Consider the following 23,751-nt stretch of genomic DNA (forward strand, 5'->3'; position numbering starts at 1 on the left):
GGGACAGCTACCGGGCGAGTTCGGCCGGCTCGTTCAGGCGGGTCAGCTTGTGCGGGTTGCGGACCACGTGGATCCGGGTGATCCGGCCGTCCTCCACCGTGAGGCTCACCGCGGTCGGCTCGCCGTCGAGGTCGATACGGCCGGCCGGGGCGCCGTTGAGCCACACCGCCGTCGTCTCCAGGGTCTCCACCCGCCGGTGTGCGCGCGCGAACAGGTCCGCGACCACGCCGGCCCCGTGGAACGGCCGTACGGCGGCGGCCACCACCCCGCCCCCGTCGGTGACCATGACCACGTCCGGCGCCAGGATCTCCAGCAGCTCCCCCAGCTCCCCGGTGCGCAGTGCGGCCAGGAACCGTTCCACCACGGCCTGCTGCTCGGAGCGGCTCACCCGCACGCGCGGCCGCCGGGCCGCCACGTGCTCGCGGGCACGCCGCGCGATCTGCCGTACCGCGGCCGCCGTCTTCCCGACCGCCTCGCCGATCTCCCGGTACGGCAGCTCGAAGACCTCGCGCAGCACGAACACCGCGCGCTCGGTCGGCCCGAGGGTTTCGAGGACCGTCAGCATCGCGATCGACACGCTCTCCGCGAGTTCGACGTCCTCGGCAACGTCGGGGCTGGTCAGCAGGGGTTCCGGCAGCCACTCGCCGACGTACTCCTCGCGGCTGCGGGACAGGGTGCGCAGCCGGTTGAGCGCCTGCCCGGTGACGATCCGGACCAGGTACGCCCGCGGGTCGCGCACGCCGTCCTGCTCGACGCCGGCCCACCGCAGCCAGGACTCCTGCAGCACGTCCTCCGCGTCGGCCGCCGAGCCGAGCATCTCGTAGGCGACCGTGAAGAGCAGGCTGCGGTGGGTGACGAAGGGATCCTCGGTCATGAAACCGGCTTCTCCGGACGGGCGGCCAGGGGAATCTCGCAGGCGTCCGAGAAGCCCTGGGACCTGACCCCGAGAGCCGTGTTGTTCCTGGTCGCGAAGTTGGCGAAGGCGATCGACGCGGTGATCTCGACCAGCGCCGCCGCGCCGAGCCGGTCGAGCAGGCGCGCGGACAGCTCGTCGGTGACGGTCGGCGGCGTGGCCGACATCGCCTCGGCGTACTCCATCACGTCCCGCTCCAGCGGGGTGAAGACGTCCGACTCCCGCCAGCGCGGCACCTGGCTGGCCTTGGTCAGGTCCAGGTTCTTGTTCTGCGCCTGGAAGTAGTTGATGTCGAGGCACCAGCTGCAGCCGACCAGTGCGGCGACGGCCATGTGCGCGAACGACTTCAGGTTCTCGTCGGCCCCGTCCCACGCGTTCACCCGGGCCCCCATCTCCTGGCCCGCCTCGGCGACCTTGGGGTTGTGCCACGTGGCCTGGAGGGGTTCCAGCACGGTGCCGAACTGCTCGATCAGGACTTCGGTGATCTCGGGGCCGAGCTCGGCCTTCGGGACGCGGAGCGTCATGGTGTCCTCCTCATACGACTCAATGCGACTCATGTGCCGACCGGTCGTACGACCCATGTGCCGACCGGTTCGCCATGAAGACACCGCCGGGCTCCCGGGCGTGACATCCGGCTCGTCGGGCCGTCGGGATTGTCGTCAGGATTCGAGAAGCGCCGGGCGGCCCGGCCCCGCTACCGTGACCGCCATGGACGACGCCACCGCACCGCACGCAGCCGACAGCCACGACCTGATCCGTGTGCACGGCGCCCGGGAGAACAACCTCAAGGACGTCAGCGTGGAGCTCCCCAAGCGCCGGCTGACCGTGTTCACCGGTGTGTCCGGCTCCGGCAAGAGCTCGCTGGTGTTCGACACGATCGCCGCGGAGTCGCAGCGGCTGATCAACGAGACCTACAGCGCGTTCGTACAGGGCTTCATGCCGACGCTCGCGCGCCCCGAGGTCGACGTCCTCGACGGGCTCACCACCGCGATCATCGTCGACCAGCAGCGGATGGGCGCCGACCCCCGCTCCACCGTCGGCACCGCCACCGACGCCAACGCCATGCTGCGCATCCTGTTCAGCCGGCTCGGCAGGCCGCACATCGGCTCACCCAAGGCGTACTCCTTCAACGTCGCCTCCATCAGCGGTGCCGGCGCGGTCACCGTGGAGCGCGGCGGACAGCAGGTGAAGGAGCGGCGCAGTTTCAGCATCACCGGCGGCATGTGCCCGCGCTGCGAGGGCCGGGGCACGGTCACCGACCTCGACCTCACCCAGCTCTTCGACGACTCCCTCTCCCTCAACGAGGGCGCGCTCACCGTCCCCGGCTACAAGACGGGCGGCTGGAACTACCGCCTCTACACCGAGTCCGGCCTGTACGACCCGGACAAGCCGATCCGCAAGTTCACCAAGCGGGAGCTGCACGACTTCCTCCACCGCGAGCCGACCCGGATGAAGATCGCGGGCATCAACATGACCTACGAGGGTCTGATCCCGCGGATCCAGAAGTCGATGCTCGCCAAGGACAAGGAGGGCATGCAGCCGCACATCCGGGCTTTCGTGGAGCGTGCGGTCACCTTCACCGTCTGCCCCGAGTGCGAGGGCACCCGGCTCACCGCGGCGGCCCGGTCCTCGAAGATCGACGGCGTGAGCATCGCCGACGCGTGCGCGATGCAGATCAGCGACCTGGCCGCGTGGGTACGGGGGCTCGACGAGCCGACGGTGGCACCGCTGCTGGCCTCCCTGCGGCACTCCCTCGACTCGTTCGTGGAGATCGGCCTCGGCTATCTCTCGCTCGACCGGCCCGCGGGCACGCTGTCGGGCGGCGAGGCCCAGCGCGTGAAGATGATCCGCCACCTCGGCTCCTCCCTCACCGACGTGACGTACGTCTTCGACGAGCCCACCATCGGCCTGCACCCGCACGACATCCAGCGGATGAACGAACTGCTGCTGCGGCTGCGCGACAAGGGCAACACCGTGCTGGTCGTGGAGCACAAGCCGGAGGCGATCGCGATCGCCGACCATGTCGTCGACCTCGGCCCCGGCGCCGGTACGGCGGGCGGCACCGTCTGCTTCGAGGGCACCGTGGCGGGCCTGCGGGCCAGCGGCACCCTGACCGGCCGGCACCTGGACGACCGGGCGGCGGTCAAGGACACCGTGCGCAAGCCGACGGGGGCGTTGGAGATCAGGGGCGCGACGACGCACAACCTGCGGAACGTGGACGTCGACGTCCCGCTGGGCGTCCTCTGCGTCGTCACCGGCGTGGCCGGGTCCGGCAAGAGCTCGCTGGTGCACGGGTCGATGCCGTCGGGCGCGGACGTCGTGTCCGTCGACCAGACCCCGATCCGCGGCTCGCGCCGCAGCAACCCGGCGACCTACACCGGGCTGCTGGAGCCGATCCGCAAGGCCTTCGCCAAGGCCAACGGCGTGAAGCCGGCGCTGTTCAGCGCCAACTCCGAGGGCGCCTGCCCCACCTGCAACGGCGCCGGTGTCGTCTACACCGACCTGGCGATGATGGCCGGTGTCGCCACGACGTGCGAGGAGTGCGAGGGCAAACGCTTCCAGGCCTCGGTCCTGGAGTACACCTTCGGCGGGCGGGACATCGCGGAGGTGCTGGCGATGTCGGTGACCGAGGCGGACGAGTTCTTCGCCACGGGCGAGGCGCGCACGCCGTCCGCGCACAAGATCCTGGAGCGCATGTCCGACGTGGGCCTCGGCTACCTCACCCTCGGCCAGCCGCTCACCACCCTCTCCGGCGGTGAACGCCAGCGCCTGAAGCTGGCCACGCACATGGCCGACAAGGGCGGGATCTACATCCTGGACGAGCCGACGACGGGCCTCCACCTGGCCGACGTGGAACAGCTCCTCGCCCTCCTGGACCGCCTGGTCGACTCCGGCAAGTCGGTGATCGTCGTGGAACACCACCAGGCGGTCATGGCCCACGCCGACTGGATCGTCGACCTCGGCCCCGGCGCCGGTCACGACGGAGGCCGCGTGGTCTTCGAGGGCACCCCGGCGGACCTGGTGAAGACCCGCGCCACCCTCACCGGCGAGCACTTGGCGGAGTATGTCGGCGCGTGAGGGGGTGGGCCGGGCGGTGAAGCGCCGTTGAGCCTCGCGGCGGACGCCGGGGACTTCCTGGCCGGCCGGGCTAGCCGGCCAGCACCGTCTCGCACGCCGACCAGGCCGATGGGCTCAGCAGGGGCCGGACACGGGTGAAGAGACCGAGGAGGTCCGGCCCCCAGCGGCCGCGGAAGGCGGGGTCCAGGCGGGCCAGGTCGAGTTCGTTGGCGGCGGTCAGCTCAGCGAAGTCCCGGCGCGGGCCGGCCTCGGGGACATGGGCGCGACCGGTGAACCGGTCCTGGAAGACCCCGTCGTCCTCGGCGAGCGCCGGATAGGTGGCCGTACGGTCGCAGGAGCCGTACAGGTACACGAGGACCTCGGCCTCGGTACCGATGACGGCCGCCAGCTCGGCCCGCCGGCCGGGCGGCAGCAGGGCCTCGGGAAAGCCGTCGGTGCCGTAGCAGGCGTGGCACAGGCCGGCCAGCCGCAGGGCCGGGCGTGCGCCCCACTCGGCGAGCTGTCGCTCCACGCGCTGGAGATGCGCGAGGAGGGTGCCGCCCGGATGCGCGAGATCGGCGGCTCCCAGGTCGCGCAGGAACGCGACCGCGGTGGTCGGGGAATCCGGCACGGGTCTCCTCCGTCCGTGGGCCCGAAGAACATCGCCCTGCCGATCATCCGGCGGCCGGCGCAAGCCGGTCAATCCTCGGTTTTCCTCCGCCGGTCCAAGCCTTCGCTTCACCCGCTCGCCGGCCTGGGGCACTCGCCGCGCACCGCAACTCCCTCACGTCGGCCGGGTCGGCGGTCGCTCGGGCAGTTTCCCGCGCCCCTTCGGGGCGCTCCCGCAACCCGGGTTCGGCAACCAACCCCCGCCAACCACTCCTCCACCGCCCCGAAGTCCGCCTCCGTCAGTCCGTGCCGGTGGTCGACCCGGTGCAGCAGGGCCGGTCCGGGGTGGTGGACGGCAGTCCAGGTGCGGTCGGGGGCGGTGATCTCGTCGTCCAGCCAGATGAAGGGGCGGCCCGCCGCCCAGGCGACCAGGGGCCGGGTCTTCCAGTGCAGCCGGCCGGGGGGCTCGGGCGCGTCCGGCCACGGGACGACCGGGAGTCGCGGCAGGCCCAGCAGGGGCGCAAGGCAGGTGTTGGCCTCGTCCATCCAGGTCGTGGCCCACACCAGCTCGCAGCCGAGCGCGGCCAGCCGGTGGCCCAGCGCCGGATCGACCCGGTTCAGCAGCGGGTGCTCACCGACGGCGGCCGAGGGGCCGTCGTACAGCCGGTAGGGGCCCGCCCCGAAGGGGATGAGCGGGCCGTCGACGTCGAGGAAGAGCAGCATCACCGTCCAGGATCACCCCTGGAAGCCCCGCGCGGCGAGGATCTCGTCGATCCGCGCCCGGTGGGCCTTCTCCCAGTCGTCCAAGGTCTCCTCGGACTCCTTGGCGAGCTTGGCCTGCGCGGCCCGAAGGACCTCCTCCGCGCGGGATGCCGGCACGGCGACCACGCCCTCCTCGTCGGCCACGATCACGTCCCCGGACTCGATCCGTACGCCCCCGCAGCGCACGGGCCGGTTCAGCGGGCGTACGGCCTTCTTGGCACCGGGGATCGGGATGATGCCGCGGGCGAAGACGGGGAAGGCCAGATCCCGGACGTCGCCCAGGTCGCGGATCAGCCCATCGGCGACGAACGCGGCCACGCCACGGCGCTGGGCCACCGCGCACACGTTGCCGCCGGCCAGCGCGTAGCCGAGGTCGCCGGACTCGACCACGACGACCGAGCCGGGCTCGGCGCGGTGGATGGCCGCGTGCAGCATGAGGTTGTCGCCGGGCGGGCAGCTGACGGTGAACGCCGGTCCGGCCACCCGAGGGACCGGCTGCCACAGCGGCCGTATGCCGATGTCCATGACCTGCTCGCGGCCGAGGAGGTCGGCGAGATTTGTGGTGGGGACTTCGCTGAACGCTTCTGTCTCGGTCATGGCCCGCACGCTATCCCCTGTCAGAACACGCCATCCCCTGTTCAGAAGGGGAGCGCACGGGCGTGGACCACGTCCAGGCGGGAGACCGCCCTCGTCAGCACGACGTACAGGCGATGCGCGCCGCGCTCCTCCGCCTCCGCCACCGCCGCCGGTTCCACGGCCACCACATGGTCGTACTCCAGGCCCTTGACCATGCTCGCGGGGACCAGGGTCAGGCGGGCGCCGAGCGCGTCCGGGCCGGCCGGGTCCAGGCCCGCCGCCGTGAGGGCTGCCCGTACGGCGTCCACGTCCGCGTCGGCCGCCACGACGCCCACCGAGCCCTCGTGGGCCAGCGCCTCGCGCACCGCGGTCACGGTCGTGCCCGGCACGTCGTCGGTCGAGCGCAGTCTCAACTCTCCGTCCGCGCGGAGGGAGTTGGCCGGTGGCACCGACACGTCCAGGCGGGGCAGCAGGCGGTTGGCCAGGTCCACGACGGCCGCCGGCACCCGGAAACCGGTGGTCAGGGGGACCACGGCCGCGTCCGGGCGGCCGAGGTGGCGCAGTTGGACGGACCAGTCGCGGGCGGCCCACGCCGTGGTGCCCTGGGCGAGGTCGCCGAGGACGGTCAGCGAGCCGAAGGCCGCGCGGCGGGCGATCGCCCGGCACTCCATGGGCGAGAGGTCCTGCGCCTCGTCGACGACGATGTGGCCGTAGCCCTCCGGGTGCTCGATCAGCCCGGAGAGCTCGTCCAGCAGGACCAGGTCGGCGGCCGACCAGCGGGCCGACTTGTGCGAGCGCGGCGGGCGCGGCCACACCAGCGCCGCCTGCTCCTCGGCATCCAGCAGGCCGTCGGCGGCCCGCGCCAACTCGGCCGGATCGGTGAGGAGTTGGGCCAGCACCTCCTCGGGGCGGACCTTCGGCCAGACCAGGTCGAGGTGCTCGGTGAGCGGCCGGGCCCGTTCGACGCGGCGCTCCCAGGAGGCGGGCAGGACCCCGGCGCGCCGCTCGGCCCGTTCGCGCAGCCGCCGTACCGCCCGGGTGCGCACCCGCTCGCGGCCGATGGCGTACGGCGGCTCCTCGGTGCGCACCGCCTCGGCGATGGCGGCCAGTTCACCGGCGGGTACCCGCCACCAGCTGGAGCCGTCCTTCACGGCCAGGTCGGTCACGCCGTCGGTGGTGACGCGCCCGTACAGGGCCCGGCGCAGCACCTCGGCCATCCGGGGGTCGTGCTTGAGCGCGGCCGTGTCCGCCGGGTCGGTGCCGGTGACCGGATGCCGGGCGATCTCCTCAAGGAGCGTCGACTGGCCTACGCCGGTCTCGCCGAGCGAGGGCAGCACCTCGGCGATGTAGTGCAGGAACGTGCGGTTGGGGCCGAGGATCAGCAGTCCGGCACGCTGGAGCCGCTTGGGATGGGTGTACAGCAGGTAGGCCGCCCGGTGCAGGCCCACCGCCGTCTTGCCGGTGCCGGGCGCGCCCTGGACGCACACCGAGTGGGTGAGGGCGGTGCGGACCAGCTCGTCCTGTTCGGGCTGGATGGTGGCGGCGATGTCCCGCATGGGTCCGACGCGCGGCCGCTCGATCTCGCGGGCCACGATGTCGCTGGCCCGGGACTCGCCCCGGCCGAGGTGCTCGTCCTCCAGGCCGGTGAGGTCGGCGGACGCGCCCCGGCTGCCCGGCGCCCAGCCGAACCGTCGCCGCACCTCGACGCCTCGCGGGTCGCGGGCGCTCGCCTGGTAGAAGGCGCGGGAGACGGGGGCCCGCCAGTCGACCACGAGGGGCGGGGCGGCCGGGTCCTCGGTGATCCGGAGCCGGCCGAGGTGGTAGTTCTGCCCGCCGTGCTCGGGGTCGCTGTCGGCGAAGTCCAGGCGGCCGAAGAACAGCGGGCCGGGCGGCAGTTCGCGCAGCGCCTTGGCCTGGCTGCGCAACTGGTGGCCGAGGACTTCGGCGTCGGCTCCGGAGGCGGAGACGTCCTCGCCGATGACGACCTGCTCGGCGGCGCCCTCGACCATGGCGGCGAGTGCGGCACGGCAGCTGTCGTGGTAGGCGCGCTCGGTGTGCAGGGTGTCCGTGAGGGCGGGGTCGAGTGACGTCATGGCGACCAGCGTACCGCCATAACGTTACCGAGTTACATTTTTAACCGGGTATCACTCTTCACGTTTCAGCTCCGGCAGCCCCTCCCCCAGCCGCCGGAACGCCCGCTCGGCCGCCCCTACGGCGTCCGGCGCCACCTCCTCGATCCGCTCCCCCGCCGCGACCCGCCGCCAGTTCTCCTGGGCGAGGATGCGCTGCACGGCGACGATCTGCCCGGCGGCCAGCCGTGCGTCCAGCCCGCCCCCGAGCGCCTCCGCGAGCGCCGCCTCGGACCGCTCCAGATGCGAGTGCGCCCGCGCCACCAGGGCCGGGGTGCCGTAGAGCAGGGTGTGGAAGGCGAGCACCTGGGGGTGGTCGTTCAGCCCGGTGACCGGGTCGCGCCGCTCGAGACCGGCGAGGAAGTGCCGGCGCAGCGCGTCCACCGGGTCCGCCGCCCCGGCGACCACCCGCGCGGCCTCCGTCTCGTGGTCCGCGATCCGGTGCAGGACCAGGTCCTCCTTGGCCGGGAAGTACCGGAAGAGCGTCGGCTTGGAGATCCCGGCCGCCGCCGCGACCTCGGCGACGGACACCGCGTCGAAGCCCCGCTCCAGGAACAGCCGTACGGCGGTGTCCGACACGTCCTGGTACATCCGCTGCCGCTTGCGCTCACGCAGGCCCATCTCACCCATGGGGCGAGCCTACGCAGCGCCGCCCGGGCGGGTGGGCCAGGCCAGGGCGCGGGTGAGGTAGGGGTTGGTCCGGCGCCGCGACGACAGCCCCAGGGAGGCGGTGGCCGCCGCCAGGGTCATCGCGTACGAGTCCACCGCGCGGCGGACGTTGGGGGCGTCCAGGCTCGCGCCGGTGACCAGACGGTCGAGGTCGACGTAGGCGGAACGGACGATCTCGATCCACCGGTACACCCGCCAGTCCTCCTGCCAGTTCCTGGTGAACCGGTCCGGCAGCCGGCTCTCCCAGCGGCGGAACATCCGGTCGCGGATCTCCGGCCGGGTCGGGGTGAGGTGCATGTGCCGGACCAGCTCGTACAGCGGGTCGCCGACCACCGCCAGCTCCCAGTCGATGAGGGTCAGCGCCAGGCCGTCACCGCGGCGCACCAGGTTCCAGGGATTGAGGTCGCCGTGCAGCAGGGCGGCGGCCCGGTCGGTGACCTCGTGCCGGGCGAGGATCTCTCGCAGCCGGGCCGCGTCGGGCAGACCGAGGAAACGGGCCAGCTGCTGCGACTCCTTGGGCAGCCGGGCCACCAGCGCCACCAGCTGGTCGCTGAGCCAGGCGTAGAAGCCGGGCCGGCCGGCCAGCGGGTCCACCAGGGTGTAGTCGACCTCGGTCAGTGCGGCCAGCTGGTCGACCAGGCGGTCCGCCTCGTGCGGGAGCAGCCCGTGCACCGGGTGCTCGGGCCGGCGGCCCACGTCGGGCGGGCCCTCGTAGGTGTGGATGGCGAAGAGGTCCCCGGAGTAGGTCCGGATGGCGGACATGCTCTTGGAGTGGCTCTCCCCCAGCGCCAGCACCCGGGGCGCGGCCACCGCCGCCCCGGACCGCTCGATGGCCTGGAGCACGGCATGCTCGCTCAGGAAGCTGCGTTCGCGCCGGGTGACGTGCGCGACCTTGCGGCGTACGACGACCGGGAACGGGGTGCCGGGGACCTTGAGCACCGTGTTGAGGTGCGCGGTGCCCTTGAACACCCGGTGGGCCGGGGCCGCGCCCTCCAGGAGCAGGGCGTCGGCGACGGCGGAGTGCGGGAAGTCGGGGTGTTCCGGAACGCGCCGGTCCGGCTTCCAGTCGATCGCCCGGGCGACGGGACCCCGCCACGGCCCGCCGCCGGCCGGCGCCGCGGCACCGGACCCCGTCACGGCACCGGGCCGTACGGACGCCCGCCAGCGGAACAGGATCCGCTCGATCTCCTCCCGCCCCGGCACGCGGCCCAGCCGCAGCGGCTCCGCCGCCGCCTGCACGGCCCGGTGCACCCATGCCGTCGCCTCGTCCAGGCTCTTCTGGTCGAAGGACTCCTCCAGCGACTTCGCGGCCCGCATCACGTCGGGGTACACCGACTGCGCCCGTTCGAAGGCCACGTAGTGCCGCAGGTCCCGGGTCACGCCGTTGACCGCCGCCGGCCGCACCCGGCCCATCGCGTGTGCCCAGGCCTCGACGACCTCGTCCCACTGGTGGTCCGGATAGTGCATCCGCACCAGGTGGACGGCGAGGTCGTGCAGCGGGTCGCCGTAGGTGGCGAGCTCCCAGTCGACCCAGATCAGGGGCGCGTCACCGCCGTACGACATGATCACGTTGTCGCGGTGCAGATCGGCGTGGAGCAGGCCGTAGGGGCGGCGGGACATCGCGGGGACGCGTTCGGCCAGCCGGGCCAGGGCGTCCTCGGGGATGCCGAGAGCGGCGAACAGGCCGCCGAAACGGCGCCAGTTCGGCTTGCGGATCTGCAGGTCGGCCAGGTGGGCCAGGGTCTGCAGGAAGCCCTGGCTGTCGGTGTGGTTCCGGGGCCACAGGGACGGCAGGGGCGGCAGCGCGGGCTTGCGCACCTGGGCCGTCCGGGCGAGCAGGTCCGCCAGCGCCCCGACCAGCAGGCCGTCGACCGGTTTGCCGGCCCGGCAGACGCTGGAGAGCGGTACGCCTTCCACATAGCTGTGGATGGCGAAGCCGTCCCCTTCGAGCAGGCACTCGGGTACGTCGGGCAGCACGCCCTTGATGGCCCGCAGGATCCCCGCCTCGCTCCGCCAGGTCCGGATGACCACGGGCAGGGCGCCCGCGCGCGGCAGCCGCACGGTCACCAGGGTGCCCGCCTTCCGGCCGAGCAGCCGGGCCATGGGCTCGGTCAGCGGCAGCACGTAGTTCTGGTTGTGGAAACCGCCGCTGGTGCGCCCCCGCGCGGCGGCCTCCGCCACGAACGCCCGGCAGACGGCGTCGGGCCGGGCCCGACCGGTACGCACCCCGGCCGTGTCGCGGGGGACGGGTGGTGCGCCCACTGGCCGCTCCGGGGTTCGATCGCGCTGCGCTGGAGGGGGACGAGACAGGTGGGGAAACGCTAACTCCCCGGACGACGAACAACACAACCTGCAGGGCGGACGAGCAGCCAGGCGGGTGGTCCGCCACTCACTCCGCGCCAAGTCGCCGGGGCCGGCCCGTCGCCGTTCCCTACGCGAAAACCCGAGCGGTCGCTCAGACGGTAGGGCGGATGCTATCCCATCCCCGCCCCTGTCCGGGCCTCATCGCCTTGGGCTTCACCCGTGCCGCCGACACCGGCGGCCTCGTCCGTCAGCAGCTCCCACATGGCCTCGAACCACTTGGTCATGCTGTCCGCGAAGGTCGCCCCCGGAGAGTCCGTACGGCTGTCACGGACGTGGTGGGTGAGAGTGGCGCCGAGTCCGAGGACGTCCACCGCCTCGACCTCCTCGCCGGTGTCGAGCATCACCGGCCGGACGATCGGTATGTACGGACCGTGCAGCACCTCGGTGCCGTTGATGACGTAGAGCTTGAACGTGGGTGCGACGGGGGCGTGCCGGAACTCGTACTCCACCGACGGGACGAGCTTCTCGGTGCTCAGTTCGGTGAGGACCTTGTGCAGCGAGGCGGTGTACGTCTCGGCGATGCCGCGCAGCCGGGTCCGCAGCCGTTCGTCGTCCTTCCCGTCGCGCACCCCCCGCGGGTAGGGCAGGGCGTCGACCGCGGACGGAAGAATCAGGCGCAGCGCGATACGCCGGGGCGCGATGTACCCGGCGCGGATCCGTCCGGCCTGCATGTGGAGGTAGGCGCTCAGCGTCTCGGACGTCAACGTGTAGATGTCCAGGGTGACTTCGGGCTGCTCGAACGCCTCGGCGATCAGCAGTTCGAGAGTGAGCTGGCGCCGGGACCTGCTCGCCCGGGGCGCCGAGGACTGGACGTGCCGGTTTCTCAGCACCCGCGAGCCCTTGCCCTGCCGCGACTCGATCCACTTCTCGCCGCGCAGCACGTGCAGTGCCCGCTGCACGGTGTCCCGGGAGATCCCGAACTCCTTGGCGAGCGTGGTCTGGGAGGGCAGATAGCTGTCCACGGGGTAGAAGCCGTCGGCCATCCGCGCCCGCAGCTCCTCCGCGACCCGGAGAAACTCGTGGCCCCCGGCCTCGCCCGCCTCGTCGTTCCGCTCCACCGTCACACGCGGTACGTACCTCCCGCGCACCGGCGGCAAACTCCCGGCGGTCAGGCAACCAGTCAAGTCAACTGTCCGGTTACTGGATCTAGTTGCCCGGGCATGCTGCCACAAGCAGTCAACTTCGCCAGTCAACAGGTCGACTTGAGGGGTTGACCGGTTGCCGGGGGCCCGAGGGGGTGGAAGCCGTGACGATCCATGTGCTCGGGTTCGATGTGCAGATCGACGACGTGGGTCAGCTCGTCCTGTGGGGCGCGGGTCTGGCGGTGTCGCTGACGGCCTGGGTCCGCAAGCGGGTGCGGCGCCGGCCGCGGGCCGGGATTCCGGACGCCCCGCGGCCCGCCGTCACCAGCCGCGCAGCAGGCGCAGCAACGGCTCCAGCGACGCGACCACGCACCCGGCTCCGGCCTCCCGCAAAAGCTTCCCCTTCCGTTCGTTACGCGCGTAGCCGAGAAACGGCACGCCGGCGTCGTTCGCGGCGTCGAGGTCGGAGGTCGAGTCGCCGATCATCAGGGCCGCCGAGGGGGCGGCACCCATCGCGGCCAGCGCCCGGTTGAGGCAGTGCGGGTCGGGCTTGAGCAGATGCAGGTCGGTCGTGCGGCCGTAGATGTGATGGGCGAAGCAGTCGGTGAGCCCGCGGTCCCGCAGATAGGCGCGGACCACTCGGGGGGAGTTGTTGGTGGTGATGGCGAGGCGGGAGCCGACCGCGGTCCAGGTGCGTATCAGGGGGTCGGCGTAGGGGGTGGGCAGTGCGGAGCCGGCGGCGCGCAGCTCCTCCTGGGTGAGACGTTCCTCCAGCTCGGCCACGAGGTCGCTGCCGGGGCGCCGGCGGTCCACGGCGCGCAGCACCACATGCGGGTCCAGCGAGTCGCGCTCGGAGTCGCTGAGCAGATTGTGCAGCCCGCGCCCGGCCAGCCAGTCCACCAGCTCGCCCGCCACCCGTTCCGCTCTGTGGAGCGCGAACAGACGGCAGATCGGTCCGTCGAAGTCCCACAGGACCACCCGGGCACCTTCGATCAGATCCCGGAGCCGATCGGTCTCGTACGCGGTCTGTTCGGTCTGCGTCGTCTCAGTCTGCGTCGCATCAGAAGTCACTAGGAGAGTGTCAGGTCCGTGGTGATGGTTTCCCAGAGGGCGTCGAACCACTTCTGCGATTGCTCCACGAACGCCGCGTCCCGCTGTCCGGCCCGCTGCTCGAAGGAGAACAGCAGGGACTCCGAGCCGAGGGTGTCGTACATCTCCAGCATGCCGCTGTCGGTGGGCTCCTCGCGCCGCGTGATCATGTAGTGCGCGAACAGCGCCTCCACCCCGTTGAGCAGGTACAGCTTGACCGGCGGGGTGAACGGCAGTGCCCGGAAGGTGACATGGACGTCGATGTCGTGGGTGCCGCGCAGCGCCTGGAGGTTGTACTGCAGCACCTGGCCCTGGGCGTTGCGCATGGCCAGCCAGCGCTGGTGGACGGCGTCGTCCTCCTCACTGCCGGCGTCGACCGAGACCGGGAAGGCGAGGTTGATGTCGCGGGACGGCAGCAGGATGCGGGCATCGATCCGCTCGGGGTGCAGCCGGCCCTCATGGACCAGGCGAAGCGGCTCGCCGAGCGCGGGGATCAGGCTCTGCGCGGTCAGGCAGACGGCGTCGATGCGCACATGCGGCGCCGAGAACGCCTCGGTCAGCCGGGGCGCGAGCGCCACCATGGTCGGCTGCGGCTCCCCCCGTGCGGTCCGCGGCTCGGCGACCCGCGGCGGGCTGCCCTTGCTGACGTCGGCGAGCAGCCCGTCCTCCTGGAGCACCCGCAGCGCCTGGCGTACGGCACCGCGCTCGACGCCGAACTCCCCGGCCAGCTCGGCCTGGGTGGGCAGCCGTTCGCCGGGCTGCAGTCCGCCGGTGCGGATCCGCTCGCGCAGGGTGTCGGCGATCTTCTGGGGCGTGAGTCTCCTGCTGCCGTTCACTGCCACATGCTCCTGAGTCACGACCAAACGCTACAACTTTGATCCATCTATGGGGAGTTGCCGAGAAGTTGTTTATGAACTCGGACCAAGTGGGGACAACTTAGATGGAGTTGGTTACCAACTTTTCCGAGTTGGTCAATCTTCTGAAGGGGGAACCGCCGTGCCCGCCCTCGCTCTCCTCGTCGAGCAACTCGTCCAGTGCAGGTTCGGTCTCGCCGGCGCCGTCGGCCTGCTCCTGATCTCCGTCGGCATCGAGACCAAGAGCCACAAGGCCCTGTCCGCCGGCGCCGTCCTGCTCGCCGTGCTCCTCGCGGGCCCGGCGCTGTAGGTCCCGCCTAGGAACTGAGCAGAAGCTCCGAACTGATCGTCTCCCACAGCGCGTCGAACCATAGCCGCGACTGCTCCACGAACGCGGCGTCCCGCTCCCCGGCACGTCGCTCGAAGGCGAACAGCATCGAGCGCGTGCCGTCGGCGTCGTACAGCTCCAGATGCTCGTGCTCGATCTCCCGCTCCCGGCGCTTGAGCGTGTAGTACGCGAACAGCGCCTCGGAGCCGTTGAGCAGATACAGCTTGACCGGCGGGGTGAACGGCAGCGCGCGGAAGGAGACCCGGACGTCGATGCCGTGCGTGGTGAGCAGGGCCAGCAGGTTCTGCCTGAGCACCATGCCCTGGGCGTTGCGCTGGGCCAGCCAGCGACGGTGCAGCAGACCGTGGTCGTCGGCGGCCACCGGGGCCGGGAAGGCGAGGTCGATGTCACGGCTGGGCATCAGCACCCGGACGTCGATCTTGGCCGGTTTCAGCCGTCCCGCGTGGATCTGCCGCAGCGGCTCACCGATGGCCAGCGTGAGCGAGACCGCGGTCAGGCAGAGCGCGTCGATCCGCACGTGGGGGGCGGCGAAGGCCTCCTCTATCCGGGGGGCGAGGCCGACCATGGTGGGCTGGGGCGGCGCCGTCGGTCCGGCCGGCAGCCGGGCCGGCCCCGGCACGGCCGCCACGGTGGCCGGGCTGCCTTTGGAAACGTTGGTGAGCAGATGCTCCGACTGCAGGATGCGCAAGGCCTGGCGCACGGCCCTGCGTTCGACGCCGAACTCGACGGCCAGCTCCGCCTGCGTGGGCATGCGCTGACCCGGCTGCAGCACACCGGTCCTGATCCGGCTGCGCAGTTCGTCGGCGATGTCGCGATGGGACGTGTGGGGCCGCTGTGACCTCGTCCGTCCACTGGCGGAGGCGTGCTCCGGGTCCACGGACAAACACTACAACTTCCCGCCAACTTCCGGCAGTTCGCCGATAGCTGGTTATGAGCCGCTTCCTAGCGGACATAAGTACGGTGAAGTTGGCTGCCAACTTGCATGACATGGTCAAGCTTCCCAGTGGTTGGCCGACCGGGCTCCCTTCCGGAGGGGAGCCGGGAGCCCGGGCAGGGGACGGCCACCGAAGCGCACAGTCACAACTGAACACGACAGCGCACAGCCACAACTGAACATCGCCAGCACAGCCACAACTGAACAGCTCGCTACGGATGCACAGTCGAAGGCCGCCGGGAGAAGGGAGCGGTCAGAAGATGTCCGGGCACCACGGTGCCCCGGACGAGCGGAACAGGGCGTCGGCCTTCCGGGCGGCGCCCTCTCGTTCTTCCCGCACCCGGCCGAGCGCCGCGAGCCGCAGCACCGACTCACCGCCGAGCCACACCGAGGCCAACTCGCCGACGCCCAGCGTGAGATCGGCGCCCTCGGTGCCCGCCGGCACACAGGACGCCCCCTCGGGCGAGGCCTCCAGCCGGAACCGGCCCCCGGCCAGACCGGCGTCGTCCACGACCTCCAGCACCAGCGTGCCCGTCCCGTCGTACGTCCGTGCCTCCAGGGCCCGTACGACGTCCAGGATCCGCACCCACAGCCAGTCCGCGTGCCCGGTGATCCGGGCGGCGCGCGGATCGGGGAGGTAGCACGGCAGCAGGTCGTCGGGGCCGCGGAAGCCGCTCTTGACCTTCGTGATCCAGTCGATGGAACACAGGTAGTGCCACAGGGCGCGCTCGGCCGCCGGGGTGGTGGCGGTGAGCTTGAGCACGGAGGCGGTCTGGTCCGGCTGCTTGCCGTTCCAGGTGTCGTCCGACTTGTACGTCACCAGGCCCCGGACCTCGCCGTCGGCCGCGCGGTGGACGGCGTGGAACGGCTCGGTCCAGTCGGCGCGGAAGCGGACGGCCCCGGTGTGCGCCTGCCACCACAGCTCGTCCCGGCTGACCGCGCCGGGCTGGGCGCGCCGGAACCGCTCGTAGAGCTCCGGGCCGAGCTTGCGGACCTCCGCCCCGTCCACCAGGTCGATACGGCCCCCGTCGTCCGGGCCCGACCAGCGCGGATCGAGGCCGGCCCGGGGCACCTCGACGGTCCACTGGGTCGACCAGGTGGCGGGGCCGAAGCCGTAGCGGCCGTAGATCGGGTACTCGGCGGCGATCAGCGTGGCGACCACGTCGCCGCGTTCCTTCGCCGCCGCGAGGTCCTGGTTCATCATGCGGGTGAGCAGGCCACGGCGGCGGTGGGTGGGGCTGACGGTGACGTTGCTGATCGCGTCCGCCGGGACCAGTCCGCCGCCCACCGCGGTGAGCTCCTGCGCGAAGGACCGGAAGGTGGCGACGCACCGGCCGCCGTCGAAGGCACCGAGCAGCCGGCCCGGGACGAACTGCAGGCGCCGGGCGTCGAGTTCCCCGGGCGCCAGTGCGGGCGGCTGCAGGAAACCGGTGGCCAGCGCGCGCTGCCAGTCCTCGAAGTCGGCCTCGGTGACTATCCGGACGTCGCTCATGGAGCCACGGTAGGCGGACCGGCGGCCACCTGTCGTCACGTTTTCCGCAGGCGCCCACCGCCCTCACGTCAGCAGATCGTCAACCTGCGCCTCACCCACCCGATACCGCCGGGCGATCTCCCCACTGCAGTCGTCGGCCGTCCGCTGCAACCGCTGGCGGCGCCGTGAGACCTCCTGCTCGTAGCGCACCAGCCGGCCCATCGCGGCGGTCAGTTCCAGGTCGGTCCGCGCCTGCAGGTCCGACAGCTCGACCTCGGCGAGCATGTCGGCGGCCAGCTGCCGGTACTCCTCGTTGTGCGGGGTGCCGAGCGTGACATGGCGGGCCGAGGAGCGGTGCCGGGCCGGGGCGTCCTTGAGGATCTCCGGGAGCCGGTCGACCACGGAGCCGTCCGCGGGCGCCGGCACGGACGCGCGGCCGCGCCGGCACAGCTCCGCGCGCAGGATGTCGATCCGCCCCTGCAGCAGCCGCCGCACATAGCTGAGATCGGCCTCGTCGCGCTGGGCGTCGCGGCGCAGCACGCGCAGCTCCGGCAGGCTCAGCTGGGCCAGTTCGGGCTCGGGCGGCTCCACGGGCAGCGTGGGGCCCGTCGGGACCGCCGGGGTGGGCGGAGTGTCGGCGCGCTGGGCGGGCGGCCGGTACGTCCCCTGTGCCTCCAGCCGCCCGCTGGTACTCGGTGTGCTCATGTTGCTTCTGACCGTCCCCTCGACCGGCGTGTGCAAGCATCGTGCCACCCCAACTGGCCGCTATGTGACCGAGTGCCCCCGAACGGCCCCAGATGGGCGGTAAGAGATCCATATTGGACCCCCTGTGACCGCGTACCGGGCACCCGGCATGATGGTCCGCATGCGTGCGGTGGTGCAGAGAGTGGACGGCGCGAGCGTCGTCGTGGACGGAGAGACGGTCGGCGCGATCGAGGGCGAGGGGCTGTGCGTCCTGGTCGGGGTGACCCATGAGGACACCAAGGAGAAGGCGGCGCAGCTGGCCCGCAAGCTCTGGTCGATCCGCATGCTGCAGGACGAGAAGTCGTGCAGCGACGTCGACGCCCCGCTGCTGGTCATCAGCCAGTTCACGCTCTACGGCGACGCGCGCAAGGGCCGCCGGCCCACCTGGAACGCCGCCGCTCCCGGCGATGTCGCCGAGCCGCTGGTGGACGAGGTGGTGTCCCGGCTGCGGGCACTGGGCGCGACGGTGGCGACGGGACGGTTCGGCGCGCGGATGCGGGTGTCGCTGACGAACGACGGACCCTTCACGGTGCTGATCGAGGTCTGAGGCGGCACCGGGACGGCTGGTTTGCCGGACGGCCCGGCCGGGATACCCATGGCGCGTGATTCCCACCAAGGTCGATGGCACCCTGCCGGAGCCGGCGCCCTTCGTCCACGCCGTGCAGGCACGCAGGCCCCACGACGGCACGTGGTGCGAGGCGTGGACGGTACGGGACGTCCTGATCCACCAGACGGGCAATGCCGAGGAGCTGGCCCGGGTGCTCCAGGCGTTCCTCGACGGATCGCCGGTGGAGACCAGGGGTTTCGCCCGCGAAGAACCCTTCCGGCGGCTGTCCGACTCCGAACTGTGGGCGACGTTCCTGAACCGCTGCGAACGGCTCACCGAGGTGGCCGCGGCCGCCGCTCAGGACCTGTCGCCGGACACGGAGGTGCGGTGGACCGGCCGGACGGTGACGGTCCCCTTCTTCGCGGAGCACATGCGTGAGGAGCCGATCCTGCACCGCTGGGACCTGACCGGCGACGACCGGACCGCGGTGCAGGCGCTCGACGAGCCGTGGATGACCGAGCACAGCGTGGTGTCGGCCGGCCGGCCGTTGCTCGCACGCGGCAGCACCGGCCTGGATCTGGGACCCGGCGGACGGTTCGAGGGCCGCCTGCGCACCCCGGGTGCGGACGACATCGTGGTGGCCGCCGACGCGGACGGCAGCAGCATCCGGTTCGCCGCCCCCGAGGGCCCCGCCACGATCGAGAGCGACGCGGCCACCCGCGTCCTGCTGCTGTGGGGGCGGCGCCCGGCCGATCCGGCCTCGCTGGCACAGCGAGGCCGGCCCGGAGGCGCTGCGGGGTGTACGAACTCTCCTTAGCGGCTACTGACCCGCCAAGGCGCAGCGTCCCGAAGGGGCACAGGGAACTGCGCGACACAGCCCCCACGCTCCCGCAGCAGCGCGACTACGGCTCGACCACAACCTCTTGCGCCGCCGCCGTCTCCCCGGCGATCAGCCGCGCGTCCACCGGCACGTTCCGCTTCACCAGCGCCAGCGCCACCGGCCCCAGCTCGTGGTGCCGTGCCGACGTCGTCACGAAGCCGATCTTGCGGCCCTCCGGACCCTCGTCGGCGAGCCGGATCTCCGTGCCCGGCACCGGCAGATGGACCTCGCTGCCGTCCAGGTGGAGGAAGACCAGGCGGCGCGGCGGCTTGCCCAGGTTCTGGACGCGGGCGACCGTCTCCTGGCCCCGGTAGCAGCCCTTCTGCAAGTGCACGGCCGTGCCGATCCAGCCCAGCTCGTGCGGGATGGTCCGGTGGTCGGTCTCGAAGCCGAGCCGGGGCCGGTGCTGCTCGACGCGCAGCGCCTCGTGGGCGAGGAGGCCGGCGGCGGGCCCGTGCGCGGCCGCGAAGGACTCCAGGTCCTCGCGCGGCAGAAACAGATCACGGCCGTACGCCGTCTCGCGTACGACGACGCCCTCCGGTGCCTCGGCGATGGACCCGGCGGGCAGGTGGACGACCGCGAAGTCGGCCGTCCGGTCGGCGACCTCCACGCGGTAGAAGAACTTCATCGACTCCAGGTAGGCGATCAGCGCGTCCCGGGTACCGGGCTCGACATGCGCCCAGACGGTGCTGCCGTCGTCCACCAGGTACAGCGCGTGCTCGATGTGCCCGTGCGCGGAGAGGATCAGCGCCTCGGTGGCCTCACCGGCCGGCAGCTCGCTGACGTGCTGGGTGAGCAGCAGGTGCAGCCAGCTCAGCCGGTCCTCACCGCTGACGGTGACGACACCGCGATGGGACAGGTCGACGAAACCGGTGCCGTCGGCGAGGGCACGCTGCTCGCGGAACAGGTCGCCGTAGTGGGCGGCGACACCTTCGTCCACACCCTCGGCGGGGACGGCGCCGGGCAGGGACAGCAGAGGGCTCTTCATACCGTCAGCCTACGACGTAGTAGTTGAAGTCTTCAGCGAACAGTCCTTGCACCGGCCGAAGATCGCGAAGTGCTTCATGTCGGTGTCGAATCCGAACTGCTGCCGCAGCTTGGCGGTGAACTCGGCGGCCACGTCCACGTCCGCCTCGATCACGTTCTCGCAGTCGCGGCACACGAGGTGCAGATGGTGATGCCGGTCGGCGAGGTGATACGTGGGTGCACCGTGCCCCAGATGGGCGTGGCTGACCAGGCCGAGCTCCTCCAGCAGCTCCAGCGTCCGGTAGACCGTGGAAATGTTGACCCCCGACGCCGTCTTCCTCACTTCGCCGAGGATGTCGTCGGGGGTCGCGTGCTCAAGGGTGTCCACGGCTTCGAGGACAAGCTGCCGCTGCGGCGTCAGCCGGTAGCCGCGCTGCCTGAGGTCGCTCTTCCAGTCGGTGCTCACCACACCAAAGAGTCTAGGACCACTCGGACCGGGCCACTTGGGGAAGACGGGCCTACTTGAAGAAGGCGATCCCGTCGTCCGGGAGGTCGTCCGGGAGGGCCTTGGCCCAGCGCTCGACGTCCTCGGGGGTGACGACCTTCTTCAGGTGGGCCGACATGTAGGGGCGCAGCTCGACCTCGGGGGTCTGCTTCTCGCCGACCCACATCAGGTCGCTCTTGACGTAGCCGTAGAGGCGCTTTCCGCCGCTGTACGGCTGCGAGCCGGGGATGCGGGCCAGGGTGTCCGTGACCAGGTCGATCTGCGGCTTCTTGTCGGCCATCTCGCCGTACCAGATCTCGATGACGCCGTCGTCGCGGGTCATCGTCACCTCGACCTTGCGGGCGGCGTCGATCCGCCAGAAGCCGGACTCCGACTCCAGCGGGCGGACCTTGTTGCCGTCCTTGTCCAGCACCCAGGTGTGGGAGTGGTACTCCAGGAAGTCCCGGCCGTCGTGGGTGAAGCTGACCTCCTGCCCGAAGTTGCACTTCTGCGAGCCGGGGAAGTCGTGCACGCCCGCGCCGGCCCAGTTGCCGAGCAGGAAGGCGAGCGGGACCAGGTCCTTGTGCAGGTCGGACGGGATCTCGATCATGAGCGGAAGCTTTCCTGGATCTTTCCTGGACGTGGGGTCAGCGCTGGCCCTGGTACAGCTTCTTCACGGTCAGGTAGGCGAAGGCGAGCACGCCGACGCAGACCAGGACCAGCAGGGTTTCGAAGAAGATCTCCACGAGTGCTCCTTGAGCGAGGGTGCGGGCATACGACAGAGCCGGGGCCCAGCTTACGCGGCCGTGCCCCGGCTCTCTTTGCGAGGTGGTCCGTAGCGACCCGTGGTCTCAGTCGAGCAGCTGCTGCAGGACCACGACGTCGCCGGAGACGATGCAGGCCCGCCGCACCTGCTCGGCGCCGTACGGCTTCTGTTCGGCGAACTCCTCCACCAGGCCGTTCCCGTCGACGGCGGCCGTGGGGTACGACTCGTCCATCGCGTTGGAGGCAGTCCCGCGCCCGCGCCGCAGCCGAGGGGGCGGCTGACGCCGCCCGTGAGGGCTTACGCTTCCGGCATGGCGAAGAAGCTCGTGATCAAGGTGACGGCCGGGGCCGACGCCCCGGAGCGCTGCTCGCAGGCGTTCACCGTGGCGGCGGTGGCCGTGGCCAGCGGTGTCGACGTGTCGCTGTGGCTGACCGGGGAGTCGTCCTGGTTCGCGCTGCCGGGGCGGGCCGCCGAGTTCGAGCTGCCGCACGCGGCTCCGCTGCCGGACCTGATCGAGTCGGTCCTGGCCGCCGGCCGCATCACGCTGTGCACCCAGTGCGCCGCCCGGCGCGAGATCACCGAGAAGGACGTGATCGAGGGCGTCCGGATCGCGGGGGCGCAGGTGTTCGTGCAGGAGACGCTGGCGGAGGACACGCAGGCCCTCGTCTACTGAGACGCCCGGGTCCGAGGCAGAAGGGATGCCCCGCGGGATCGAACAGCACGCGGACGTCGTCCTGCGGCTGGTACGCGGCGAGCTCGGCCCCTTCCGCCACGGCCCGCGCCGTCTCACCTTCGAGATCGTCGACCTCGATGTCCAGGTGCAGCATCATCTGCTGGTCACCGGGTGTGCGCGTGGGCCAGGCCGGCGGGACGTACCCGGGTTCGGTCTGGAAGGACAGACCCGTGCCGCCGCCGGGCGGGCCGATGAGGACCCAGTCGGGTTCCTCGGCGCGGACCACGTATCCGAGCAGGCGACGATAGAAACCGGCCAGCATGTGCGCGTCCGAGGCGTCGAGCACCACCGTGGACAGCCTCGTGGGCGACATGCACGTCTTCCTACCGGGGCCCCTTCTTGCCGTCCAGCTCGTCCCACCACTCGTCGGACTGGGGGTCGCCGGACGGGTCGTCCCACCAGCGGTCCTCCGGGCCCCGCCGGTTGGCGATCATCGCGGCTACCGGGGGGATCAGCATGGCCACGACGCACATTCCCACGGCCGCCGGGACCGACCAGATGCGCACGACTCCCCAGGCCAGGACGAAGAGCCCGATGCAAGTCCCCATCATGGCGAAGTAGATGTGCCGCCGCCGCGCGTACATAAGACCAGGGTAGGCCGCGTCGTACCTGTCACAACTGATCCACAATCGCCGCCCTGGCGGCGCCCGCGGGGTTACCGTGACGTAGCCGAAGACCGCTCTCGTCCAGGGGGAAACACCACATGCGCGCCCTGCGAATAATCCTGATCCTCGTCGTGATCCTGGGTGGGTTGTTCGTGATCGCGGACCGGGTGGCCGTGCACTTCGCCGAGGGGGAGGCCGCCGACAAGCTGAAGTCGACGGAGAACCTGGCCTCGACACCGGATGTGAACATCAAGGGGTTCCCGTTCCTCACCCAGGTCGCGGGCGGGTCGCTCGACGACGTCGAGGTCGGGATCAAGGACTACGAGGCCGCGACCGGGACCGCCGGGAAGACGATCCGGGTCGACGATCTTCAGGCCGACATGAAGGGCGTCTCCTTCTCCGGCGACTACAGCTCCGCCACCGCGGCCAACGCCACCGGCACCGCGACGATCTCCTACTCCGAGCTGCTGAAGACCGCCAAGTCCGAGCCCACCGAGGTGGCCCCCGGCGTCACCGCGCGGGTCGTCGGCCTGTCCGACGGCGGCAACGGCAAGATCAAGGTCATGGTGGAGGGCACCGTCTCGTCCCTGGGGATCAAGCAGACCGTGCCCGTGCTCAGCTCCGTGACCGTCGAGAACGACAAGGTGCGGGTGCACGCCGACTCGCTGCCCAAGCTCGGTGCCGCCACGATCGCCGAAGGCCGTATCCGCGAGATCACCGACTTCCAGCAGGCAATCGACCGGCTGCCCGGCGGCATCAAGCTGGACAAGGTGCAGGCCGCGAAGGACGGCGTGGAGATCACGGTGATGGGTTCCGACGTCAGGCTGGCGGGGTAGGTCCACCGCCGGCGGACGGCCCGGAGAGCGGGATCGTCCGACTGGCGAGACGAGGGCGTCCGTAAATCAGATGCGAAGACCTGCGCGTGCGCCCGGGAGGTCGTGAGGCGGCCACCGGGCGCTTTCCTGTCCCGCCATACGGACGATCGCGTCTCGCCATATGACACACCGGTGACACGCCCACCCGGACGTCCCTACGATCGAGCCCATGAAGCGACAGGCGGATCTCACGAAGCGGCGGGCAGTGGACCTGTGCCGCGTTGCCGCCATGCTCTGTCGCCCCTTCTGAGCGAAAGTCCCCGACTTCCGCATCTCACCGCCGCCCTGCTGGA

General features: G+C 71.4%; 27 protein-coding genes. 7 read left to right on the forward strand and 20 right to left on the reverse strand.

Annotated elements, in window-relative coordinates:
- Positions 1-7 precede the first annotated feature (7 nt).
- Both AB0M27_RS05140 and AB0M27_RS05145 read right to left on the reverse strand, forming a co-directional pair.
- On the reverse strand, positions 8-874 hold the full coding sequence (locus tag AB0M27_RS05140) for an RNA polymerase sigma-70 factor (RefSeq protein ID WP_365718052.1): 867 nt from the start codon (positions 872-874) through the stop codon (positions 8-10).
- Positions 871-1,437, reverse strand: coding sequence for a carboxymuconolactone decarboxylase family protein (locus tag AB0M27_RS05145; RefSeq protein WP_365718054.1), 567 nt, complete (start codon positions 1,435-1,437; stop codon positions 871-873). The genes AB0M27_RS05140 and AB0M27_RS05145 overlap by 4 nt, the downstream gene beginning before the upstream one ends.
- Positions 1,438-1,621: 184 nt before the next feature.
- Between AB0M27_RS05145 and AB0M27_RS05150 the strand changes: the two genes are divergently transcribed.
- Positions 1,622-3,991 carry an excinuclease ABC subunit UvrA gene (locus tag AB0M27_RS05150; protein WP_365718056.1) on the forward strand — a complete coding sequence of 790 codons (2,370 nt, stop codon included), beginning with the start codon at positions 1,622-1,624 and terminating at the stop codon, positions 3,989-3,991.
- A gap of 70 nt (positions 3,992-4,061) precedes the next feature.
- On the opposite strand, the gene AB0M27_RS05155 is transcribed toward AB0M27_RS05150, so the two are convergent.
- The 9 genes from AB0M27_RS05155 to AB0M27_RS05195 form a co-directional block, all read right to left on the reverse strand.
- Positions 4,062-4,601, reverse strand: coding sequence for a DUF6817 domain-containing protein (locus AB0M27_RS05155; protein WP_365718058.1), 540 nt, complete (start codon positions 4,599-4,601; stop codon positions 4,062-4,064).
- 107 nt (positions 4,602-4,708) lie between these two features.
- Positions 4,709-5,302, reverse strand: coding sequence for an HAD domain-containing protein (locus tag AB0M27_RS05160; protein WP_365718060.1), 594 nt, complete (start codon positions 5,300-5,302; stop codon positions 4,709-4,711).
- Positions 5,303-5,314: 12 nt separating this feature from the next.
- Positions 5,315-5,938 carry an RraA family protein gene (locus AB0M27_RS05165; RefSeq protein WP_365718062.1) on the reverse strand — a complete coding sequence of 208 codons (624 nt, stop codon included), beginning with the start codon at positions 5,936-5,938 and terminating at the stop codon, positions 5,315-5,317.
- Positions 5,939-5,979: 41 nt separating this feature from the next.
- Positions 5,980-8,010, reverse strand: a complete 2,031-nt coding sequence (locus tag AB0M27_RS05170; protein WP_365718064.1) for an AAA family ATPase — start codon at positions 8,008-8,010, stop codon at positions 5,980-5,982.
- Between the two features lie 51 nt (positions 8,011-8,061).
- Positions 8,062-8,676, reverse strand: a complete 615-nt coding sequence (locus AB0M27_RS05175) for a TetR family transcriptional regulator (protein WP_365718066.1) — start codon at positions 8,674-8,676, stop codon at positions 8,062-8,064.
- Positions 8,677-8,685: 9 nt separating this feature from the next.
- Positions 8,686-10,977, reverse strand: a complete 2,292-nt coding sequence (locus AB0M27_RS05180) for an aminoglycoside phosphotransferase family protein (RefSeq protein ID WP_365718068.1) — start codon at positions 10,975-10,977, stop codon at positions 8,686-8,688.
- Between the two features lie 212 nt (positions 10,978-11,189).
- Complete coding sequence (locus AB0M27_RS05185) at positions 11,190-12,143, reverse strand: GntR family transcriptional regulator (protein ID WP_365718070.1); 954 nt, start codon at positions 12,141-12,143, stop codon at positions 11,190-11,192.
- 339 nt (positions 12,144-12,482) lie between these two features.
- Positions 12,483-13,232 (reverse strand): HAD-IA family hydrolase, encoded by a 750-nt coding sequence (locus AB0M27_RS05190; RefSeq protein WP_365718072.1) that lies wholly within the window; start codon positions 13,230-13,232, stop codon positions 12,483-12,485.
- Positions 13,232-14,113: a GntR family transcriptional regulator gene (locus tag AB0M27_RS05195; RefSeq protein WP_365718074.1), complete on the reverse strand. Its 882-nt coding sequence runs from the start codon at positions 14,111-14,113 to the stop codon at positions 13,232-13,234. The genes AB0M27_RS05190 and AB0M27_RS05195 overlap by 1 nt, the downstream gene beginning before the upstream one ends.
- Before the next feature lie 133 nt (positions 14,114-14,246).
- Here AB0M27_RS05195 and AB0M27_RS05200 point away from each other — a divergent pair, with 133 nt between their 5' ends.
- Positions 14,247-14,414 (forward strand): hypothetical protein, encoded by a 168-nt coding sequence (locus tag AB0M27_RS05200; RefSeq protein WP_365718076.1) that lies wholly within the window; start codon positions 14,247-14,249, stop codon positions 14,412-14,414.
- A 7-nt stretch (positions 14,415-14,421) separates the two neighbouring features.
- On the opposite strand, the gene AB0M27_RS05205 is transcribed toward AB0M27_RS05200, so the two are convergent.
- The 3 genes from AB0M27_RS05205 to AB0M27_RS05215 form a co-directional block, all read right to left on the reverse strand.
- A complete protein-coding gene (locus tag AB0M27_RS05205; RefSeq protein ID WP_365718078.1) occupies positions 14,422-15,336 on the reverse strand; it encodes a GntR family transcriptional regulator in 915 nt (304 codons plus the stop codon).
- A 304-nt stretch (positions 15,337-15,640) separates the two neighbouring features.
- Positions 15,641-16,879, reverse strand: a complete 1,239-nt coding sequence (locus AB0M27_RS05210; RefSeq protein WP_365718080.1) for a GNAT family N-acetyltransferase — start codon at positions 16,877-16,879, stop codon at positions 15,641-15,643.
- Positions 16,880-16,942: 63 nt separating this feature from the next.
- On the reverse strand, positions 16,943-17,563 hold the full coding sequence (locus AB0M27_RS05215; RefSeq protein ID WP_365718082.1) for an aerial mycelium formation protein: 621 nt from the start codon (positions 17,561-17,563) through the stop codon (positions 16,943-16,945).
- A 160-nt stretch (positions 17,564-17,723) separates the two neighbouring features.
- Between AB0M27_RS05215 and dtd the strand changes: the two genes are divergently transcribed.
- Both dtd and AB0M27_RS05225 read left to right on the forward strand, forming a co-directional pair.
- Positions 17,724-18,149: a D-aminoacyl-tRNA deacylase gene (dtd, locus tag AB0M27_RS05220; RefSeq protein ID WP_365718084.1), complete on the forward strand. Its 426-nt coding sequence runs from the start codon at positions 17,724-17,726 to the stop codon at positions 18,147-18,149.
- Positions 18,150-18,204: 55 nt separating this feature from the next.
- Positions 18,205-18,966: a maleylpyruvate isomerase N-terminal domain-containing protein gene (locus AB0M27_RS05225; protein ID WP_365718086.1), complete on the forward strand. Its 762-nt coding sequence runs from the start codon at positions 18,205-18,207 to the stop codon at positions 18,964-18,966.
- A gap of 85 nt (positions 18,967-19,051) precedes the next feature.
- Here AB0M27_RS05225 and AB0M27_RS05230 read toward each other — a convergent pair whose 3' ends face one another.
- The 4 genes from AB0M27_RS05230 to AB0M27_RS05245 all read right to left on the reverse strand — a co-directional run bounded on the left by AB0M27_RS05230 (position 19,052) and on the right by AB0M27_RS05245 (position 21,477).
- The gene (locus AB0M27_RS05230) at positions 19,052-20,017 is read right to left on the reverse strand and encodes a folate-binding protein (protein WP_365718088.1); all 966 of its coding nucleotides are present in this window, start codon (positions 20,015-20,017) and stop codon (positions 19,052-19,054) included.
- A 9-nt stretch (positions 20,018-20,026) separates the two neighbouring features.
- Positions 20,027-20,464 carry a Fur family transcriptional regulator gene (locus AB0M27_RS05235; protein WP_351805227.1) on the reverse strand — a complete coding sequence of 146 codons (438 nt, stop codon included), beginning with the start codon at positions 20,462-20,464 and terminating at the stop codon, positions 20,027-20,029.
- Between the two features lie 49 nt (positions 20,465-20,513).
- Positions 20,514-21,089, reverse strand: a complete 576-nt coding sequence (locus AB0M27_RS05240) for an FABP family protein (RefSeq protein ID WP_365718090.1) — start codon at positions 21,087-21,089, stop codon at positions 20,514-20,516.
- Between the two features lie 241 nt (positions 21,090-21,330).
- Positions 21,331-21,477, reverse strand: a complete 147-nt coding sequence (locus AB0M27_RS05245; RefSeq protein ID WP_365718092.1) for a hypothetical protein — start codon at positions 21,475-21,477, stop codon at positions 21,331-21,333.
- 78 nt (positions 21,478-21,555) lie between these two features.
- Here AB0M27_RS05245 and AB0M27_RS05250 point away from each other — a divergent pair, with 78 nt between their 5' ends.
- Positions 21,556-21,918, forward strand: a complete 363-nt coding sequence (locus tag AB0M27_RS05250; protein ID WP_351805223.1) for a DsrE family protein — start codon at positions 21,556-21,558, stop codon at positions 21,916-21,918.
- Here the strand turns inward: AB0M27_RS05250 and AB0M27_RS05255 are convergent.
- Both AB0M27_RS05255 and AB0M27_RS05260 read right to left on the reverse strand, forming a co-directional pair.
- On the reverse strand, positions 21,821-22,291 hold the full coding sequence (locus AB0M27_RS05255) for a VOC family protein (RefSeq protein WP_365718094.1): 471 nt from the start codon (positions 22,289-22,291) through the stop codon (positions 21,821-21,823). The two genes, AB0M27_RS05250 and AB0M27_RS05255, sit on opposite strands and share 98 nt — an antisense overlap.
- A gap of 10 nt (positions 22,292-22,301) precedes the next feature.
- Entirely contained in the window at positions 22,302-22,562 is a 261-nt protein-coding gene (locus AB0M27_RS05260) for a DUF3099 domain-containing protein (RefSeq protein WP_351805219.1), read from the reverse strand.
- A 119-nt stretch (positions 22,563-22,681) separates the two neighbouring features.
- Between AB0M27_RS05260 and AB0M27_RS05265 the strand changes: the two genes are divergently transcribed.
- The gene (locus AB0M27_RS05265; RefSeq protein WP_365718096.1) at positions 22,682-23,419 is read left to right on the forward strand and encodes a DUF2993 domain-containing protein; all 738 of its coding nucleotides are present in this window, start codon (positions 22,682-22,684) and stop codon (positions 23,417-23,419) included.
- 208 nt (positions 23,420-23,627) lie between these two features.
- Positions 23,628-23,708 (forward strand): Ms5788A family Cys-rich leader peptide, encoded by an 81-nt coding sequence (locus tag AB0M27_RS05270; protein ID WP_350751515.1) that lies wholly within the window; start codon positions 23,628-23,630, stop codon positions 23,706-23,708.
- Positions 23,709-23,751: the final 43 nt, after the last annotated feature.

This window comes from Streptomyces sp. NPDC052107, assembly GCF_040680215.1.
GTDB lineage: Bacteria > Actinomycetota > Actinomycetes > Streptomycetales > Streptomycetaceae > Streptomyces.

Bases quoted from the DNA above. Each gene is read 5' to 3' on its own strand.
- AB0M27_RS05140 (WP_365718052.1), bottom strand. From the start codon at position 874: ATGACCGAGGATCCCTTCGTCACCCACCGCAGCCTGCTCTTCACGGTC.
- AB0M27_RS05145 (WP_365718054.1), bottom strand. From the start codon at position 1,437: ATGACGCTCCGCGTCCCGAAGGCCGAGCTCGGCCCCGAGATCACCGAA.
- AB0M27_RS05150 (WP_365718056.1), top strand. From the start codon at position 1,622: ATGGACGACGCCACCGCACCGCACGCAGCCGACAGCCACGACCTGATC.
- AB0M27_RS05160 (WP_365718060.1), bottom strand. From the start codon at position 5,302: ATGCTGCTCTTCCTCGACGTCGACGGCCCGCTCATCCCCTTCGGGGCG.
- AB0M27_RS05165 (WP_365718062.1), bottom strand. From the start codon at position 5,938: ATGACCGAGACAGAAGCGTTCAGCGAAGTCCCCACCACAAATCTCGCC.
- AB0M27_RS05170 (WP_365718064.1), bottom strand. From the start codon at position 8,010: ATGACGTCACTCGACCCCGCCCTCACGGACACCCTGCACACCGAGCGC.
- AB0M27_RS05175 (WP_365718066.1), bottom strand. From the start codon at position 8,676: ATGGGTGAGATGGGCCTGCGTGAGCGCAAGCGGCAGCGGATGTACCAG.
- AB0M27_RS05210 (WP_365718080.1), bottom strand. From the start codon at position 16,879: ATGAGCGACGTCCGGATAGTCACCGAGGCCGACTTCGAGGACTGGCAG.
- AB0M27_RS05215 (WP_365718082.1), bottom strand. From the start codon at position 17,563: ATGAGCACACCGAGTACCAGCGGGCGGCTGGAGGCACAGGGGACGTAC.
- dtd (WP_365718084.1), top strand. From the start codon at position 17,724: ATGCGTGCGGTGGTGCAGAGAGTGGACGGCGCGAGCGTCGTCGTGGAC.
- AB0M27_RS05230 (WP_365718088.1), bottom strand. From the start codon at position 20,017: ATGAAGAGCCCTCTGCTGTCCCTGCCCGGCGCCGTCCCCGCCGAGGGT.
- AB0M27_RS05240 (WP_365718090.1), bottom strand. From the start codon at position 21,089: ATGATCGAGATCCCGTCCGACCTGCACAAGGACCTGGTCCCGCTCGCC.
- AB0M27_RS05245 (WP_365718092.1), bottom strand. From the start codon at position 21,477: ATGGACGAGTCGTACCCCACGGCCGCCGTCGACGGGAACGGCCTGGTG.
- AB0M27_RS05250 (WP_351805223.1), top strand. From the start codon at position 21,556: ATGGCGAAGAAGCTCGTGATCAAGGTGACGGCCGGGGCCGACGCCCCG.
- AB0M27_RS05255 (WP_365718094.1), bottom strand. From the start codon at position 22,291: ATGTCGCCCACGAGGCTGTCCACGGTGGTGCTCGACGCCTCGGACGCG.
- AB0M27_RS05260 (WP_351805219.1), bottom strand. From the start codon at position 22,562: ATGTACGCGCGGCGGCGGCACATCTACTTCGCCATGATGGGGACTTGC.
- AB0M27_RS05265 (WP_365718096.1), top strand. From the start codon at position 22,682: ATGCGCGCCCTGCGAATAATCCTGATCCTCGTCGTGATCCTGGGTGGG.
- AB0M27_RS05270 (WP_350751515.1), top strand. From the start codon at position 23,628: ATGAAGCGACAGGCGGATCTCACGAAGCGGCGGGCAGTGGACCTGTGC.